This is a genomic window from Streptomyces sp. NPDC079141 (assembly GCF_040686775.1).
Lineage (GTDB): Bacteria > Actinomycetota > Actinomycetes > Streptomycetales > Streptomycetaceae > Streptomyces.
The window spans coordinates 72879-87363 of sequence record NZ_JBFBLP010000004.1 but is presented as its reverse complement, the minus strand read 5'-3'; the positions used below and the strand labels follow the sequence as shown (position 1 = coordinate 87363).

Sequence of the window (14485 nt, the reverse complement as noted above, 5' to 3'; positions counted from 1 at the left end):
TCAGAGGCTGCGGGCGGTGATGTCGCCGTGGGAGGTGGTCGCGGTGATGGTCAGGGCGGCGGTGCCGTCGGCGTTCTTGAGCGCGTTGTTGATGCGGCCGTAGCCGGTGCCCGCGTCCAGGGAGGCGGAGACTCCGCGGGCGGCGCCGACCGAGACGTCGCCCATCTGCGTGGTGAGGGTGACCGTGCCGCGTACCGCCTCGCCGATGCGGATGTCGCCCTTCTGGGTGCTGATCTCGCCGGGGCCGTTGAGGCGGCCGACCGAGACGTCGCCGTAGGCGGTCAGGTGCAGGCTCGCGGCCTCGTCGATCTTGACGGCGCCGTCCGCGCCGTCGAAGACGATGTCGCCGAGGCGTCCGACGCCGCGCAGTTCGGCGGCGGCCGCCTTCGCCTCGACGCGGGAGCCGGCCGGCAGCTGGACGGTGACCTCGACGGAGCCGGAGGGGCCGAAGTACTGGTTCTTGGCTTCCGGGGCCTTGATCCGCAGTACGCCGTCGGCGTAGGCGACCTCGACCTTCTCCGCCGCCTTCAGGTCGCGGCTCTTGGTGGGGTTGGCGGGCCGGACCTCGACGGTGGTGTCGGTGCGGTCGGCGGCGATGAACTGGATGCGTCCGGCGGGGATGTCGAGGACGGTGGAGATCGGGGCGGGGGTGTTGAAGTTCTGCATTGTTCTCTCCTGTGCTCGCTGCTGTTTCCGACGATGGAAAAGCTACGTTGCGTTCGCGGATGCGGCAAGCATGTCGTTGCGCGGAATGGGTATCTCCGCAGGTGGAAGCCCGGAAATCATTGCAACGGATGTGAATTCAACGCAACGACACGCGCCCGGTGCGTTGCAATGGTGTGGGAATGAACGCTATGGTGCCGTCACCCGAGAACCACGAAGGAGACCGCGATGCCGGGAGGCAGACTCACCCAGCAGGAACGCCAGCAGATCGCGCTGGGGCTGGCCGACGGCCTCGCCTACGCGGAGATCGCCAGACGTCTGGAGCGCCCCACCTCGACCGTCACGCGTGAGGTGATGCGCAACGGCGGCCCCAGCGGCTACCGCGCCGACCTGGCCCACCGCGCCACCGAGCGCCGCGCCCACCAGCGCAGGCAGACCGCGCCCCGGGTGGCGAAGGCGCCCGAACTGGCCCACGGGCGGGACGCCGAGGCGGTGGCCGAGTACGAGGAGGCGTTCACCACGCTCCTCATGAAGCAGGGCGTGCCGAAGATAATGTCCAAGGTGATGACCGCCCTGTTCACCACCGACGCGGGCAGTCTGACCGCGTCCGAACTCGTCGAGCGCCTCCAGGTCAGCCCGGCGTCCGTCTCCAAGGCGATCACGTTCCTGGAGGGCCAGGGCCTCGTCGCCCGGGAGCGCGGCGAGGGCCGCCGCGAGCGCTACCTCATCAACGCCGGTGTCTGGTACGACTCGATGGTCGCCGCCGCCCGGTCCAACGCCGAACTCGCCGAGACCGCACGGCAGGGCGTCGGCGTCCTCGGCCCCGGCACGCCGGCCGCCGTCCGTCTGGAGAACATCGCCCGCTTCATGGACTTCGTCGGCGAGAGCATCATGCGGGCCGCGGAACAGGCCCGCGACATCCTGTACGTACAGCCAGAAGCTCAGCCCGGAGCTCAGTCCGAAGTGCGGCCCGAATCGGACCCGGACGACACCGACGACTGAGTGGCCGGCCGCGGGTCCGCCGCGCGGGCCGGGCCCGCGTTGGCCGCCAGGACCAGGGTCGCGACGGCCACCACGGCGGCGACGATGCCTCGGGCGTAACGCTCGGTGGTGCTGGTGCGTTCGAGCACGGCGACCTCGCAGCAGCGGTGTTGACGTGATGTATTAAGCGTTCCTGGTAATCAGACTTAATCCGCGGTTTAACCTAGGGGCTGTCGGAGTCGAACGGCAAGAGGCACCAGGGGAGTTGGGCGATGTCGGACCGCGACGACCCGTTGACCATCGGGCGCAGGGTGCAGCAGTTGCGGGCCGAACGCGGGCTGACCCAGAAGCAGTTGGCGGAACCGGCGTACACGCCCGCGTACATCTCCACCCTGGAGGCCGGCCGGGTCCGCCCCTCCGACGAGGCGCTCCGGCACATCGCCCAGCGGCTCGGCATCGCCTACGACGAGCTGACCACCGGACGCCCGGCCCGCCTCGCCACCGAGCTGCGGCTGCAGCTGACCGGCGCCCAGCGCACCCTGGCCACCGGCGCCACCGAGGCGGCGACCGAGGCGTTCGCGGCGGTGCTCACCCAGGCCGAGGGCCACCAGCTCGCCGAGGAGCGGGCCGCCGCCCTGCTCGGCCTCGGCGAGTGCGGCATCGACACCGGCGACCTGGACACCGCCCGCCGCCACTTCGAACAGGCGGAGGAGGCCCTCGCCGACGCCCCCCTGACGGCCCGCGTCCCCGCCCTGCGCGGCCGCGCCGTCACCCACTACCTGGCCGGTGAACTCCGGTACGCCGTCTACCTGCTGGAGTCCACCCTCGACGAGCTGAACCGCGGCGGACTGCACGACCCCGACGCGCTGCTCCTGCTCTACGCCAGCGTCATCGGCCCCTACATGGACATGGGCGCCCACGCCCGCGCCGCCCAGGCCGCCGAACTCGCCCTCGCCCTCGCTCCCCAGGCCGGCGACCCGGCCCTGGTGGCCCGGATGCACCGCTCGGTCGCCCGCACCCTGCTCGCCGAGGGCCGGATCGCCGAGGCCGACGCCTCCCTGGCCAAGGCCGCCGAGCTCTACCGCGGCCTCCAGATCCGTACCGAACTCGCCAACTGCCACTGGATGCGCGGCTACGTCTGCGCCCAGAACGGCGAACTGGAGCGCGCCGAGGCCGAGTTGCGCCAGGCCCGGGAGATGCTCTCCGCCAAGCGGGCCGCCCTCTACACCAGCCAGGTCGCCGTCGAGCTGGCCGACGTACTGCACCGCCGCGGCCGGTCCGCGGAGGCCGCCGACCTGCTGCACGAGGTGCTCAGCGAGCTCAGCCCCGAACGGGGCGCCCTGCACTCCGCCGCCGCCCACCGCCTGCTCGGCATCATCGCCGAGGACGCCCGCGACACCGAGGCCGCCGAGGAGCACTACGTCCGCGCCCTGAGCCTGCTGGAGCGCGCGGGCGCGGCCGGTGACCTGGCCGACCTGTGCCGGCTGCTGGGCGACCTGCTGCGCCGCACCGGCCGGGTGGAGGCGGCGCTGGACGCGTACCGGACGGGGCTCGGGCACCGTACGGCGCCCGGTACGACCACCCTCGGGCCCGCGCCCGCACAGCCTCCTCTGTGAGGATCCCGGGCCGGGACACAGCCGGGACCGGTTAGCCTGCGCGGGAGCATCCGGACGAGCGGGACAGGCGCGTGGAGAACCAACGGACAGTGGCCGACGGCCTGCGCCTCGGCGTGCGCGCGCTGGTCTACGCGGTCGTCGGCGGCACCGCGCTGCTCGCCATCGCCACGGTCCTCTCCGTGCTCGGGCCGATGCTCGCGCTCGACCTGTACACGCCGCCGGTCGCCGCCTGGTGGACGGTGTTCACCGCCATCGCCGTCCAGGGCGTGCCGTTCCTGCTGCTCGGCACGGTGGTGTCGGCGGCGATCGGCGCGTTCGTGCCCGAGCGGGTGTTCACCAAGCTGCTGCCGCGCAACCAGGCCCTCGCCGTCCCGGTCGCCGGGGCGGCCGGGGTCGTCCTGCCGGGCTGCGAGTGCGCCTCCGTGCCGGTCGCCGACAGCCTGATGCGGCGCGGCGTGGCCCCCGCGGCGGCCCTCGCCTTCCTCCTCTCGGCGCCCGCGATCAACCCGGTCGTACTCGTCGCCACCTCCGTCGCCTTCCCCGGACAGCCCGAGATGGTGCTGGGCCGGCTTCTCGCCTCACTGGCCGCGGCGGTGGTGATGGGCTGGCTGTGGGCCCGCTTCGGCCGCGCCGAGTGGCTGCGCCCGCGCCCCCGCCACGTCCCGCACAGCGGAGGCCTGCGCGCCTTCACCGCCGGACTCCAGCACGACTTCCTGCACGCGGGCGGCTTCCTCGTGGTGGGCGCGGCAGCGGCGGCCACCTTCGACATCGCCGTACCGAGCTCGCTGCTGGACGTTCCCGGCTGGGCGTCCGTCCTGCTGCTGGCGCTGCTCGCCGTGGTGCTGTGCGTGTGCAGCGAGGCGGACGCGTTCGTCGCCGCGTCCCTGTCCGGCTTCTCGCCGACCGCACGGCTGGCGTTCATGGTGGTCGGCCCCATGGTCGACCTGAAACTGATCGCGTTGCAGACCGGCACCTTCGGACGGGCCTTCGCCGTCCGGTTCGCCTCGGCGACCTGGGTGGTCGCGGTGGCGAGCAGTGCGCTGGTGGGGTGGTGGCTGCTGTGAGGCGCTACGGACCGGCCGCGCTGCTGCTGCTCACCGGCGGCGCTGTCCTGCGGATCTCGCTCTTCAGCGACCTGTACCTGCGATACGTGCAGCCCGGCCTGCGTCCGTACCTGATCGTGTCCGGCGTGGCCCTGGTGCTGCTGGGCGCGGTGTCGGCGATGACGCGACGGCAGGGGGCGTACGAGGACGACGGCCACGGCCACCACCACGGCCCCGCCGGCCCCCGTGTCGCCTGGCTCCTCACCCTCCCGGCCCTCGCCCTGCTGCTGTTCCCGCCGCCCGCCCTCGGCTCCTACAGCGCCGAACGCGAGGCGGCCGACCGTGCGGCGCAGGGCATCGGCACCTTCCCGGCGCTGCCCTCGGCGGACCCGGTCGAGCTGCCCCTCGGCGAGTTCACCTCCCGGGCGGTCTACGACAGCGAACGGTCGCTGAAGGGGCGCACGGTCCGGCTGACCGGGTTCGTCACGCACGACGCCGACGGCGCCTGGTACGTCACCCGGCTCCTGGTCTCCTGCTGCGCCGCCGACGTGACCACGAGCAAGGTCGAGATCCGTGGGGCGGACGCTCCGCCGGACGACACCTGGATCACCGTCACCGGCACCTGGCGGCCCGAGGGCGAGCTGGGCAGCGACGACGCGTGGCCGCCCGTTCTCGACGCGGCCTCCGTCCGGCGGATCGATCAGCCGGCGAACCCGTACGAGAAGCGCTGAGCAGGCCGGGTGAAGTCCACTGCGGTTCGGCAACGCCCTCAAGGGGCGCTTGGCGCGCCCGGCGCACGGGGTGCGTACGCCGGGTTTCGGCAGGTGGGCTGCGGGTAGTCGGGCGGAGTCGACGAGGGAGACCGCGCTGGAGGCGTGTGAGGAGGCGGTTGCCGTGCCTCCCAGGAGCGCAGGACACGATCCCGATCACGCCGGCCGGTCGGCGGTCCGCGAGATGCCACGCCGGCTGTGTGCCGTCGCGGCCGAGCTGCTCCCGGTCACCGGTGCCAGCGTCTCGCTGTACAGCGACGACCTGCCGGTGCAGCTGGGCGCGAGCAGCCCGCAGGCCGCGTATGTGACGGAGATCCAGGCCACCTTGGGCGAGGGGCCGGCGCAGAGCGCCGTGCGCAGCAGGGCGCCCGTGCTCGCCTGCGATCTGACGGGCGGCCAGGACGTCGACCGCTGGCCGTTCTTCGCCGAACTGGCGACGGCGGCCGGGGTGCAGGCCGCGTACTCGCTGCCGCTCGGCGACGAGACGGTGTGCGTGGGCACGCTCGACCTCTACCGCGACACCCCCGGCGGGCTCACCGCCGAGCAGCTGCGCACCGCGCGCGCCCTGGCCGCGTCCATGACGGTGGCCCTGATGGCGCTCTCGCGCGAAGCGGCGGACGCCGACCCGGAGGACGGCTGGCTGGACGGCCTGGCTGCCGAGCACGACCGCCTCTACCAGGCCATCGGCATGCTCATGGCCCAGCTCGGCGTCGCCGCCGACGAGGCCCTGGCCCGCCTGCGCGCCCACGCCTACTCCCACGGCCGCACGGCGACGGAGGTGGCCCGGGAGGTGGTCGGGCACCGGGTGCGGCTGGAACGGGAGTGAACGTACGCCGTTACTGCACGTCGACGAAGTCGCCGGTCGCCGAGACGGCGGGTGTGGTGGTCGTGCCCGGGGTGGTCGGGAAATCCGGCGGATCCGCTCACCGCCGACCCCGTGCGGAGCGGAAGATTCCTTCTGTGGCGAAAAGGTGAGGGTGCTCGAACTTCCGTGCTGTTCCCGCTGGTTGACAGGGAAACAGGTCATGACCACCATGGGCCTCACGCTGTGGCGCATATGACCAATGAGCCCAGTGTTTCTTTCGACCACCCCCCGGAACGGCACGGCCCCGCCGCCATGGCGCGCTGCCCGCCTGCCGTCACCCGGGCTCTGCTCGTATCAAGATGGGGAACCGCATGTCGATAGCGAGACGTGTCATCGCACGACGCCTGCTGGGGACGGGCGCCGTGTCGCTCGCCCTGTGCGCCGCCAGTGTCGCCGGAGCCTCCGGCGCCTTTGCCACCGGCACTCCGGGCGGCGACGGCTGGAAGTCGGGGGGCCAGTACCAGCCCGGGACCGGCGCGGGCACCGAGACCGCCAACGACCGCTGCCAGTTCTCGCTGAACGGCACCGACTTCTTCGACTCGGTCAAGGTCGACGACCAGAACCTGAAGCCGACCGACGACGGCAAGGTGCACATTCAGGTCCGCGCCGCCGGTGACGCCACGACCTGCACCGCCTCGCTCGCCTCCTACCTCGCCCACGGCGCCACCTTCGCCACCTCCGGCGAGCAGATCTTCGTCGACTTCGACACGGTCACGGTCAAGCCCGGCCAGACGGACTCCCTCGACATCGCCGTGCCCGACGCGGGCTGCTTCGCGCAGGTCGACCTCTACCGGGGCGCGGTGAAGTTCGACGGCAACCTGGACGCGAACGACGGCTTCGAGCACGGCGAACTGCCCAAGGGCCCGGACCGCCCGGTCATCAAGGACAAGCTGATCGCGGCCTGGAACGGCGGCACGAAGGACTGCACGACGACGCAGTCCACGCCGCCGGCCACCCCGACGCCGACGCCGAGCGAGTCCACCCCGGACTCGGACACCCCGTCGGAGACCCCGGAGGAGCCGAAGCCGAGCTCGTCGACCGACAGCCCCTCCCCGACCCCGTCCGCCTCGGAGTCCACCACCGCCCCGGCTCCCACCCCGGACGGCGGCGGTGGCGACCTCGCGGAGACGGGCGCCGACAGCAGCACCCTGCCGATCACCATCGGCGCGGCGGTCCTGCTCGCGGGCGGCGGGGCGATCGTGCTGGCCACGCGGCGCCGGCGGGCCTCGCGGTCGTAGCACCCGGGCGGGCGCGGTCAGACCTGCGCCCGCCCCTGCTTGCGCACCTCCGCCAGCCGCTCGGCGCCCAGTTCCGTGGCCGCCCAGGTGGCGTCGGAGGGGACCTCGCCGAGGCCGCCGTTGGTGAGGACGATCGTGTCCTCGCCCACGCGGACCGCGGCGAGGTCCAGGGTGAGCACGGGCCCGTCGCCGTCCTCCGTCGCGGCGGCCACCGTGACGCGCAGGCCCTGGCGGGCGTCGCCCACCTCCGGGAGCTCCGTCTCGGCGACCTCGACCCACTCCAGGGCGCCGGTGCCGGTCACCGCCGTGAACTCCCCGCACTTCTTGGGCAGCTTCTTCAGCCAGGCCAGCGTGCGGTCCACCTCCGCCGGCGGATGGGCGACGACCTGGTAGCGCATCTGGGCCCCGTCCCAGTCGTCGTCGAGGCCGGTCACCGCGCTCGCACGGGCGTCCGCGCCGAACAGCTTCTCGGCGTACAGGGCGTCCAGCAGCCGCCGGCAGTCCGCGTTGTCGGTGCTCGCCTTGAGCATGCCGTCCCGCCAGGTGGCCGCCCCCTGCGTGGCCGACCACGGCTCGCCCAGATCGGCCTCGGTGATCAGCGCCGCCTGCGCCTGCGCCTCGCTGAGGGTGGTGGCGGCCGACGGCGACGGCGGCGCGGCGCTCGGGGAGGGAGTGCGCGAGGCCGCGGGGGACTTGGCCGCCGTCCCGGCCTCCGTCCCGCCCGCGGAACAGGCGGTCGCGGTCAGCAGTGCGCCCAGGGCGAGGGCCGAGGCGGTGAGGACGCGGACCGGGGGTCGGGGCATGGGTGGGCCTCCTGGGGCTGCCAAGATCGAAGTGCGTGCTTTCAAGGCACCATCGAGCGGAGGTGTCCACCAGTGCGCCGGTCCGTCCGGGTGAGCGGGGCAGGGCCGGGTGGGGGCAGGGTGCGTAATGTCGAAGCCGTACAGATGCCCGTCGAAGAGGGAGCCCGCCGTGACCGGTCAGCCCATCCCGGTGATCATCGACTGCGACACCGGTGTCGACGACGCCCTGGCCCTGCTGTTCGCCGTACGGCACCCGGCTCTCGACGTGCGCGCGGTGACCTGCGTGGCGGGGAACACCGACGTCGACGGCGTCGTCCGCAACACCCTGACCGTGCTGGAGTGCGCCGGGGCCGGTGACATCCCCGTCGCCCGGGGTGCCCAGCGCCCGCTGATCGAGCCCGTGCGCGTGGCCCGGCATGTGCACGGCGAGGACGGCATGGGCGACCTGGGGCTGGCCGCGCCGACCCGCCGCCCCGTCGACATGGACGCGGTGAGCCTGCTGCGCCAGGAGATCCTCGCCTCGCCCCGCCCGGTCACGCTCATCCCGACCGCCCCCGCCACCAACATCGCGCTCCTGCTGCGTACGCACCCGGAGGTCGTCCGCAACATCGAGCGGATTGTGTTCATGGGCGGCGCCGTCGCCACCGGAAACGCCACCGCCGTCGCCGAGTTCAACGTCTGGCACGACCCGGAGGCGACCGCGATCCTCCTCACCGCCGGGGTGCCGATCACGATGTACGGCCTGGACGTCTTCACGCAGGTCGTCGTCCCGGGCGCGGACGTACGACGCCTGCGCGCAAGCTCCGACCCGGCCCTCCGGCTGGCCGGCGACCTCCTCTCCCACCGCCCCGCCACTCCGGACGCCGACGGCGACGACCCCGGCGGCGGCATCGGCGACGCGGGCGCGGTCTGCGCGGTCGTCGACCCGGGCGGCCTGACCACCGAACTCCTCCCGGTCGAGGTCTCGCTGGCCCCCGGCCCCACCCGCGGCCAGACCGTCGTCGACCGCCGCCCCCGCCCCGGCGAGTCCGAGATCCACGAGGGTGAACGCGAACAGACCCTGGTGGACGTGGCGTTGGACGTGGACGTGCAGCGGTACGTGAAGCTGTGGCTGTCGGCGGTGGAAGGCGTCTAGTAGGCCGTCGCGACCGCGACGCCCACCTCGGCCCAGACCGTCTTACGGGGCGGCGGCCCCACGGCCACGCCCCACCGGTCCGCCAGGGCATCCACGACGATCAGCCCACGGCCCGACTCGGCGGTGGGGTTCACGTCTCCGGCATACGGCAGCCGGTCCCCACGCGTGTCCGTCACCTCGATACGGAGGACGCCGCCGACGACGTAGAGCGTGAGCCGGAAGTCGCGTCCCGGCACGCGTCCGTGCGTGGCCGCGTTGGCGGCGAGCTCGGCGACGATTCGCTCCGCTGGGTCCGACGGCAGCTCCCATGCCCGCAGTTGCTCTACGGCGAGCAGGCGCGCGAGGCGGGCGCCTCGGGGTGTGGGGGACAGGGGGATGCTGAAGTTGCGGATGTGGTGGGTGAGTTGATTTTCAGGGGCAACGGTCTCCTGGTCCATGTCACTCAGCGTGGCGGACCGTGCTTGCCTTGAGCTGCGATGACGCCGGTGCGTGCTCGGACTGTCCTGTCGTTGTCTCGCGTTGTCTCGGCTGTCTTGCGTGTTGTGCGGGTACGGGTGCGCGTTGGAGGTGGGTGGCGATGAACGAGGGCGTGGACGAGGCGGGTTGGGACCTCGAACCGGGAGACGAGGTCGCGCCGTTGGTGGAGGCGGTGGGGCGGCTGGTGAGGTCCTGCCGGGAGACCCGTGGCATGCGGGTGGCCGACTTCGCCGGTGCCATGGGGTACGGCGAGGACATGATCCGCAAGATCGAGCGGGGGGCGCGGATTCCTCGGCCGGAGTTTCTGGACCAGGCGGACGATCAGTTGAGCGCCGGGGGGCGTCTCCGGTGGTTCATGGACGATATGAAGAAGGCCCGGTATCCCATGAAGGTGCGGGAGCTGAAAGCGCTGGAGGACCGGGCGGTCGACCTGATGCAGTACAGCAACCACAACATCCAGGGGTTGTTGCAGACCTCGGAGTATGCGCGGGCGCTGTATGGGACGCGGCAGCCCCCGTATTCGCCCGGCGAGGTGGAGCGGCAGACGGTCGCGCGTATGGCTCGGAAGTCGATCTTCGAGCGGGATCCCGCTCCGACGCTCAGCTTTGTCCAGGAACAAGTGACGCTGGAACGCCCCATCGGTGGGAAGGTGGTGCTACGCCAGCAGCTCGAACACCTGCTTGAGCTAGGGCAGTTGTGGAACGTCACGCTTCAGGTCATGCCGACCGACAGAGAAGGCCATGCCGGGATGGACGGTCTGGTCCAGGTGCTGAAGTTCGCTGATGGCACGGGGGTTGGGCGTTCCGACGGTGCGTTCAACGGTCGTCCGGTCTCCAGCCTCAGGGATCTTCGTATCCTTGAATTGAGGTATGGAATGATCCGGGCGCAGGCTCTCACCCCCGGGGAGTCGCTGGCCTTCATCGAGCAAGTGCTGGAGAGACTATGAGTGCCACGGAACTCCACTGGTTCAAGAGCAGCTACAGCGACAGCAGCGCACCCGGCGACTGCATCGAGATCGCCCCCACCCCCACCACCATCCACATCCGTGACTCCAAGAACACCACCGGCCCCCGCCTGACGTTCCCGCCCACGGCCTGGGCGGACTTCGTCGCGTACGCCTCGGGCCGGTAGGGGCGCCAGGCGAGGGCCGGGGTCGGTCACTCCGGCTGGAGCAGCGCCGTCAGAGTGTGGCCGCGGTCGTCCGCGAAGGACACCGCCGTCTCGCCCAGCTCACGGCTCTCGTCGCCGCCGTAGGGCTCGCCGTCGAGCAGCCAGTCGACGAAGACGAAGCCGTCGGCCGGGTCGGCCGTGGCGTGCACGGTGTCGCCCTCGGCGTACGGGCCGGGCTGGGAGAGGGCGATCGTGCCCTCGCCGCCCTCCACGCGCACATCCAGCCCGTGCTCGTGCGGTTCGAAGACGGCCGTGAGTTCGGAGTCGTCCTCGCCGACCTCCAGATGGATGTCGTCGTCGTCACCGGCGTAGGAGCCGTCGAGCCGCCAGCCCGCGAAGCTCCAGCCCGCCGCCGGGACGGCCTCGTACAGCAGTGTGGTGCCCTCGGCGACGGGGGCCCGCTTGGCGGACTTCGTGGACTTCACCGTGCCGCTGCCCGAAGTCTTCGTCGAGACTGAGGACTTGGCCGTCGTCCCCTTCTTGAAGGTGGCCTTCAGGGTGTGGTCCTTCGACGCGATCGACACCTGGAACTTGGTGCTCTTCGACGACTGCTTCTTGCCGTCGAGGGTCCAGTAGTTGAAGACGTAGCCCTTCGCGGCCTTCGCGGTGAAGTAGACCTTGGCGTTCTGCGCGTACGGGCCCTTCGTCTCCGGGGTGACGCTGCCCTTGCCCTTCGGGCTGACCGACGTGGTCACGGCGCACAGGGAGTCGTCGGTCTTCGCGGTGCGGTAGGCGGCGACGGCCTTGCCGGAGGTCTCGAAGAACTGGGAGGAGTCGGCGGCGTGCGTGGCGGTCAGTGACGTGCCGAGCTTCTCGCCCCGGTACTTCTGGGTGCCGTTGGAGAAACGGTTGATGCGGCCGCAACTGCCCTTGGTGGAGGTGCGGCAGCTCGACTCGTACGCCATCACCGTCGACCAGTCGCCCTTCTTGGGGAAGTAGCCGGCGGCGCCGTTGTTCGGCTGGCTCGGCTCGGTCGTCCAGTCGTGGTTGGCGCCGAGGTTGTGGCCGATCTCGTGGGCGAAGGAGTAGTGCGTGATCGCGTTGCGGGCGACCACGGTGTACGCCCAGTCCGCCCAGCTCGGGCCGGGCTGCTCCGGGGTGTAGCCGATGCCGCCCATCGCGCTGCCGCCGGTGATGACGCTGACCTGGTCGGCGCCGTACTTGTCGCGCAGGGTGGGCAGGGTGTCGACGACCCCGTCGTCCCCGGAGGCGAAGGCGAGGAGGGAGGCGCCGGACTGCGTGTCGTAGGCGGCCGGGACGGAGACGTAGGAGGTGCCGACCAGCCGGACGCGCACATCGATGTCGCTGGTGGCGAAGGCGTCGTTGGCGAGGGAGACGGCCTTGGCGATCAGCGTCTTCATCTGGCTGTCGCCGCCCGCCTCGGTGCGGGCCTTGGGCGAGTACGCGACGAGCGTGTCGATGACGGCGATCTTCGCGCTGCCCTTGCACTTGGCCCTGGGCGCACGGGACTTGTCCGGGGCCGGTGGCGCCGCCGGGCGCGACATCGGCGGTACGGGGTCGTGGTCGTCCTCGTCCGTGACGGGCGTGACCTCGCTGACGGTGACCCGGCCCGGGCCGTCGGGGGAGATGTCGTAGACGGAGCCGCCCAGCATGAAGTGGGCGCTGAGGTACTCGTTGCCCTGTTCGTCGTCGCAGCCGCCGGACAGGGTGACGATCACCGTCTGGTCGCCGGTGCCCTCGACCTCGCCGTGCCAGACGAGATTCCCGTCGATGGTCTCCCGGTACTTCTCGGCCACCTCGACCACGGTGTCGTCGAACAGCGGGAACCGTGCCTCGCGGCCCGCTTCCGAGGGCCCGCAGATCGGGGCGAGCGCGCCTTCGCGCACCACCGCCTCCCGCAGCCGCACCGCCTCCTGGCCGTGCTCCTCGCCGGAGTCGGCGGTCTCGCCGGGATACGGCCACTGCGGCGGCGTGATCACGGACGTGCCGAGCGCGGCGGGGGCGGGGGCTTGCTGGGCCGACGCCGGCGGCGGCGCGGCGGCGAGCACGAGCGCGCCCAGGGCCACACCGCCGGCCCAGCGGACGGCACGGGCGCGGGGCGGTGCCGGTCTGTGACGGGTCATGTATGCGCCTTCCTGGCTGATCATCGGACGATTCCGCTGTTGATCTTTGACTGGGCGAGCGGTGGGTCTGCGCGAGTGCGGGCCGGAATCACCCGGGGGCGGGGGTGGGCCCGCCGCCGGACGGGTGGTGCTCGTCCGTACGGCCGAGCCGGGCGCGTCACCAGGGGTAACGGGCCGCAAGAATCGAACGCAGTGATGTCGTGCCGCCGATGTGTGCGAGGAGCTCTGCCGACGATGAGCAGGTCGAGGAAGTCCACCGCCCGCAACGGGCTTGCCGTCGCCTGTGTGCTGCTCATCGCCCTGGCGGTGACACCGGGCGGCCCGGCCTCGGCGCACGGCGGCCGTGACCTGTGGGGCGCCGTCACCGTCGTGCCCGGCCGGCAGGGTGTGGTCGAGGTCGCCGGATACAGCGGGGACCGGCTCGGCTCCGGCTCCGTGCTGACGCTCACGGCACCCGCACGGGCCGAGGTCACCGGCACCCCGCTCGACGCCCGCGGCTACCGGGGGGCCGTCGCCTCCGGCGGGCGCAGCGGCACGTACACCTTCACCGGCTCCTCGGCGGGGGAGCCGTGGCGGGACCGTACCTTCCCGTTCGTGCTGGCCGTGGCAGCGGACGCGGTGCCCGGCACCCGGCTGACCGGCTGCGCCATGGTGCTGACCGACGCGCACGGCGCCCAGAAGGACCGCGGCAGCTGCGCCGTGACCGTCGGCCTGCCCGCGCCGACGCTGCTGCGCCCCGCGTCGGGCGTACCGCTGGGCGCGCGGCCCGAGGCGGCCGGGACCGCCTATCCCGGCGCCCAGGTCACCGTCCGGGACGCGGCCGAGAACGAGGTGTGCGCCACGACCGCCGCCACCGACGGCACCTGGTCCTGCGTCCCCGCCCAGCCGCTCGCCCCCGGCCCGGGCCTGCTCCAGGCGACGGCGACGCTGAACGGCGTCAGCGCGATGAGCGAGCAGATCGCGGTCACCGTGGAGGGGACGCCGTCCACGCTCTCGGACAGCGCGGGGGGCGTGCTGCCGGGGCGGGACGGGGTGAACGCGCAGTAGTCGGGGCCTGTCCCATTGTCCTGCGCCGCCGAGGAGCCTATTCGGCCGATCGGGTGATAATTGGGGCATGAGTACGACGACGTTTGTAGCAGCGGCTCAAGCGGCCACGTCGAGTGAAGTACTCAACGTGATCGCCGCCTTCGCAGGTGGCCTGTTCATCGCCGGTGCACTGGTGTGGGCCGTGCAGTTCGGCATGAGGGTCATGGACCGGGAGCTGCCGCACCCCAGCCCGGAGGAGCAGCCGAAGCTGCCCGAAGGCGGTGCGGTGCACGAGATCAGGGAGATGCGCGAGCCCGACGAGGTCCCGCACGCCGAGGGCCGCGAGCGGCTCATGCCGTACCAGCTCCATCACTCCGGAAGCAGGACGGGAAAGGACCAGCACCGCAAGCGCTGGCTGCCCGGATCCAGCGGATCCTTCGGCAGCGGCGGCCTCGGTCACGTATAGGTCCTGCCCCTTGGGGGCTGCCCCGCCGACCAGGGGCAGCCCCACTCGGGGGGTGTCGCCGCCGGGGAGGTCCGTGCCGGGCGCCCTTGCCATGACAGCCGTGGGGTTGACCAGCACTGCCGGCGACCCGCACGTCCGGTCCCCGGCG

At 72.2% G+C, this 14485-nt stretch carries 15 protein-coding genes; 11 read left to right on the top strand and 4 right to left on the bottom strand.

Translation table 11 applies throughout. The features are described 5' to 3' along the window. Positions 1–666 carry a DUF4097 family beta strand repeat-containing protein gene (locus tag AB0Q90_RS14515; RefSeq protein WP_363165128.1) on the bottom strand — a complete coding sequence of 222 codons (666 nt, stop codon included), beginning with the start codon at positions 664–666 and terminating at the stop codon, positions 1–3. Positions 667–891: 225 nt separating this feature from the next. Between AB0Q90_RS14515 and AB0Q90_RS14510 the strand changes: the two genes are divergently transcribed. The 6 genes from AB0Q90_RS14510 (at position 892) to AB0Q90_RS14485 (ending at position 7176) form a co-directional block, all read left to right on the top strand. Further along, positions 892–1665, top strand: coding sequence for a helix-turn-helix domain-containing protein (locus AB0Q90_RS14510; protein ID WP_363165129.1), 774 nt, complete (start codon positions 892–894; stop codon positions 1663–1665). A 251-nt stretch (positions 1666–1916) separates the two neighbouring features. Next, the gene (locus tag AB0Q90_RS14505) at positions 1917–3260 is read left to right on the top strand and encodes a helix-turn-helix transcriptional regulator (protein WP_363165130.1); all 1344 of its coding nucleotides are present in this window, start codon (positions 1917–1919) and stop codon (positions 3258–3260) included. Positions 3261–3331: 71 nt separating this feature from the next. Next, positions 3332–4324 carry a permease gene (locus AB0Q90_RS14500; protein ID WP_363165131.1) on the top strand — a complete coding sequence of 331 codons (993 nt, stop codon included), beginning with the start codon at positions 3332–3334 and terminating at the stop codon, positions 4322–4324. Next, positions 4321–5034: a TIGR03943 family protein gene (locus AB0Q90_RS14495; protein ID WP_363165200.1), complete on the top strand. Its 714-nt coding sequence runs from the start codon at positions 4321–4323 to the stop codon at positions 5032–5034. The genes AB0Q90_RS14500 and AB0Q90_RS14495 overlap by 4 nt, the downstream gene beginning before the upstream one ends. A 223-nt stretch (positions 5035–5257) precedes the next feature. Next, positions 5258–5899, top strand: a complete 642-nt coding sequence (locus tag AB0Q90_RS14490) for a GAF and ANTAR domain-containing protein (protein ID WP_363165201.1) — start codon at positions 5258–5260, stop codon at positions 5897–5899. Between the two features lie 350 nt (positions 5900–6249). Next, positions 6250–7176 (top strand): LAETG motif-containing sortase-dependent surface protein, encoded by a 927-nt coding sequence (locus tag AB0Q90_RS14485; RefSeq protein ID WP_363165132.1) that lies wholly within the window; start codon positions 6250–6252, stop codon positions 7174–7176. Between the two features lie 17 nt (positions 7177–7193). Here AB0Q90_RS14485 and AB0Q90_RS14480 read toward each other — a convergent pair whose 3' ends face one another. Then, positions 7194–7979 carry a hypothetical protein gene (locus AB0Q90_RS14480; protein ID WP_363165133.1) on the bottom strand — a complete coding sequence of 262 codons (786 nt, stop codon included), beginning with the start codon at positions 7977–7979 and terminating at the stop codon, positions 7194–7196. Between the two features lie 169 nt (positions 7980–8148). Here AB0Q90_RS14480 and AB0Q90_RS14475 point away from each other — a divergent pair, with 169 nt between their 5' ends. Further along, on the top strand, positions 8149–9114 hold the full coding sequence (locus tag AB0Q90_RS14475) for a nucleoside hydrolase (RefSeq protein WP_363165134.1): 966 nt from the start codon (positions 8149–8151) through the stop codon (positions 9112–9114). On the opposite strand, the gene AB0Q90_RS14470 is transcribed toward AB0Q90_RS14475, so the two are convergent. Continuing rightward, a complete protein-coding gene (locus AB0Q90_RS14470) occupies positions 9111–9551 on the bottom strand; it encodes an ATP-binding protein (RefSeq protein ID WP_363165135.1) in 441 nt (146 codons plus the stop codon). The two genes, AB0Q90_RS14475 and AB0Q90_RS14470, sit on opposite strands and share 4 nt — an antisense overlap. Positions 9552–9691: 140 nt before the next feature. On the opposite strand from AB0Q90_RS14470, the gene AB0Q90_RS14465 reads away from it, so the two are divergent. Both AB0Q90_RS14465 and AB0Q90_RS14460 read left to right on the top strand, forming a co-directional pair. Continuing rightward, positions 9692–10537, top strand: a complete 846-nt coding sequence (locus tag AB0Q90_RS14465) for a helix-turn-helix transcriptional regulator (RefSeq protein WP_363165136.1) — start codon at positions 9692–9694, stop codon at positions 10535–10537. Beyond that, positions 10534–10722: a DUF397 domain-containing protein gene (locus AB0Q90_RS14460; protein WP_363165137.1), complete on the top strand. Its 189-nt coding sequence runs from the start codon at positions 10534–10536 to the stop codon at positions 10720–10722. Before AB0Q90_RS14465 ends, AB0Q90_RS14460 begins: the two co-directional genes overlap by 4 nt. A gap of 26 nt (positions 10723–10748) precedes the next feature. Here AB0Q90_RS14460 and AB0Q90_RS14455 read toward each other — a convergent pair whose 3' ends face one another. Continuing rightward, complete coding sequence (locus AB0Q90_RS14455) at positions 10749–12845, bottom strand: reprolysin-like metallopeptidase (protein WP_363165138.1); 2097 nt, start codon at positions 12843–12845, stop codon at positions 10749–10751. A gap of 234 nt (positions 12846–13079) precedes the next feature. Between AB0Q90_RS14455 and AB0Q90_RS14450 the strand changes: the two genes are divergently transcribed. Together AB0Q90_RS14450 and AB0Q90_RS14445 are read left to right on the top strand one after the other, a co-directional pair. Next, positions 13080–13892, top strand: a complete 813-nt coding sequence (locus tag AB0Q90_RS14450) for a carboxypeptidase regulatory-like domain-containing protein (protein WP_363165139.1) — start codon at positions 13080–13082, stop codon at positions 13890–13892. A gap of 67 nt (positions 13893–13959) precedes the next feature. After that, the gene (locus AB0Q90_RS14445) at positions 13960–14337 is read left to right on the top strand and encodes a DUF6479 family protein (RefSeq protein ID WP_363165140.1); all 378 of its coding nucleotides are present in this window, start codon (positions 13960–13962) and stop codon (positions 14335–14337) included. Positions 14338–14485: the final 148 nt, after the last annotated feature.

Coding starts and splice junctions, on each gene's coding strand:
- AB0Q90_RS14515 (WP_363165128.1), bottom strand. CDS start 666: ATGCAGAACTTCAACACCCCCGCCCCGATCTCCACCGTCCTCGACATC.
- AB0Q90_RS14510 (WP_363165129.1), top strand. CDS start 892: ATGCCGGGAGGCAGACTCACCCAGCAGGAACGCCAGCAGATCGCGCTG.
- AB0Q90_RS14505 (WP_363165130.1), top strand. CDS start 1,917: ATGTCGGACCGCGACGACCCGTTGACCATCGGGCGCAGGGTGCAGCAG.
- AB0Q90_RS14490 (WP_363165201.1), top strand. CDS start 5,258: ATGCCACGCCGGCTGTGTGCCGTCGCGGCCGAGCTGCTCCCGGTCACC.
- AB0Q90_RS14485 (WP_363165132.1), top strand. CDS start 6,250: ATGTCGATAGCGAGACGTGTCATCGCACGACGCCTGCTGGGGACGGGC.
- AB0Q90_RS14480 (WP_363165133.1), bottom strand. CDS start 7,979: ATGCCCCGACCCCCGGTCCGCGTCCTCACCGCCTCGGCCCTCGCCCTG.
- AB0Q90_RS14470 (WP_363165135.1), bottom strand. CDS start 9,551: ATGGACCAGGAGACCGTTGCCCCTGAAAATCAACTCACCCACCACATC.
- AB0Q90_RS14465 (WP_363165136.1), top strand. CDS start 9,692: ATGAACGAGGGCGTGGACGAGGCGGGTTGGGACCTCGAACCGGGAGAC.
- AB0Q90_RS14460 (WP_363165137.1), top strand. CDS start 10,534: ATGAGTGCCACGGAACTCCACTGGTTCAAGAGCAGCTACAGCGACAGC.
- AB0Q90_RS14455 (WP_363165138.1), bottom strand. CDS start 12,845: ATGACCCGTCACAGACCGGCACCGCCCCGCGCCCGTGCCGTCCGCTGG.
- AB0Q90_RS14450 (WP_363165139.1), top strand. CDS start 13,080: ATGAGCAGGTCGAGGAAGTCCACCGCCCGCAACGGGCTTGCCGTCGCC.
- AB0Q90_RS14445 (WP_363165140.1), top strand. CDS start 13,960: ATGAGTACGACGACGTTTGTAGCAGCGGCTCAAGCGGCCACGTCGAGT.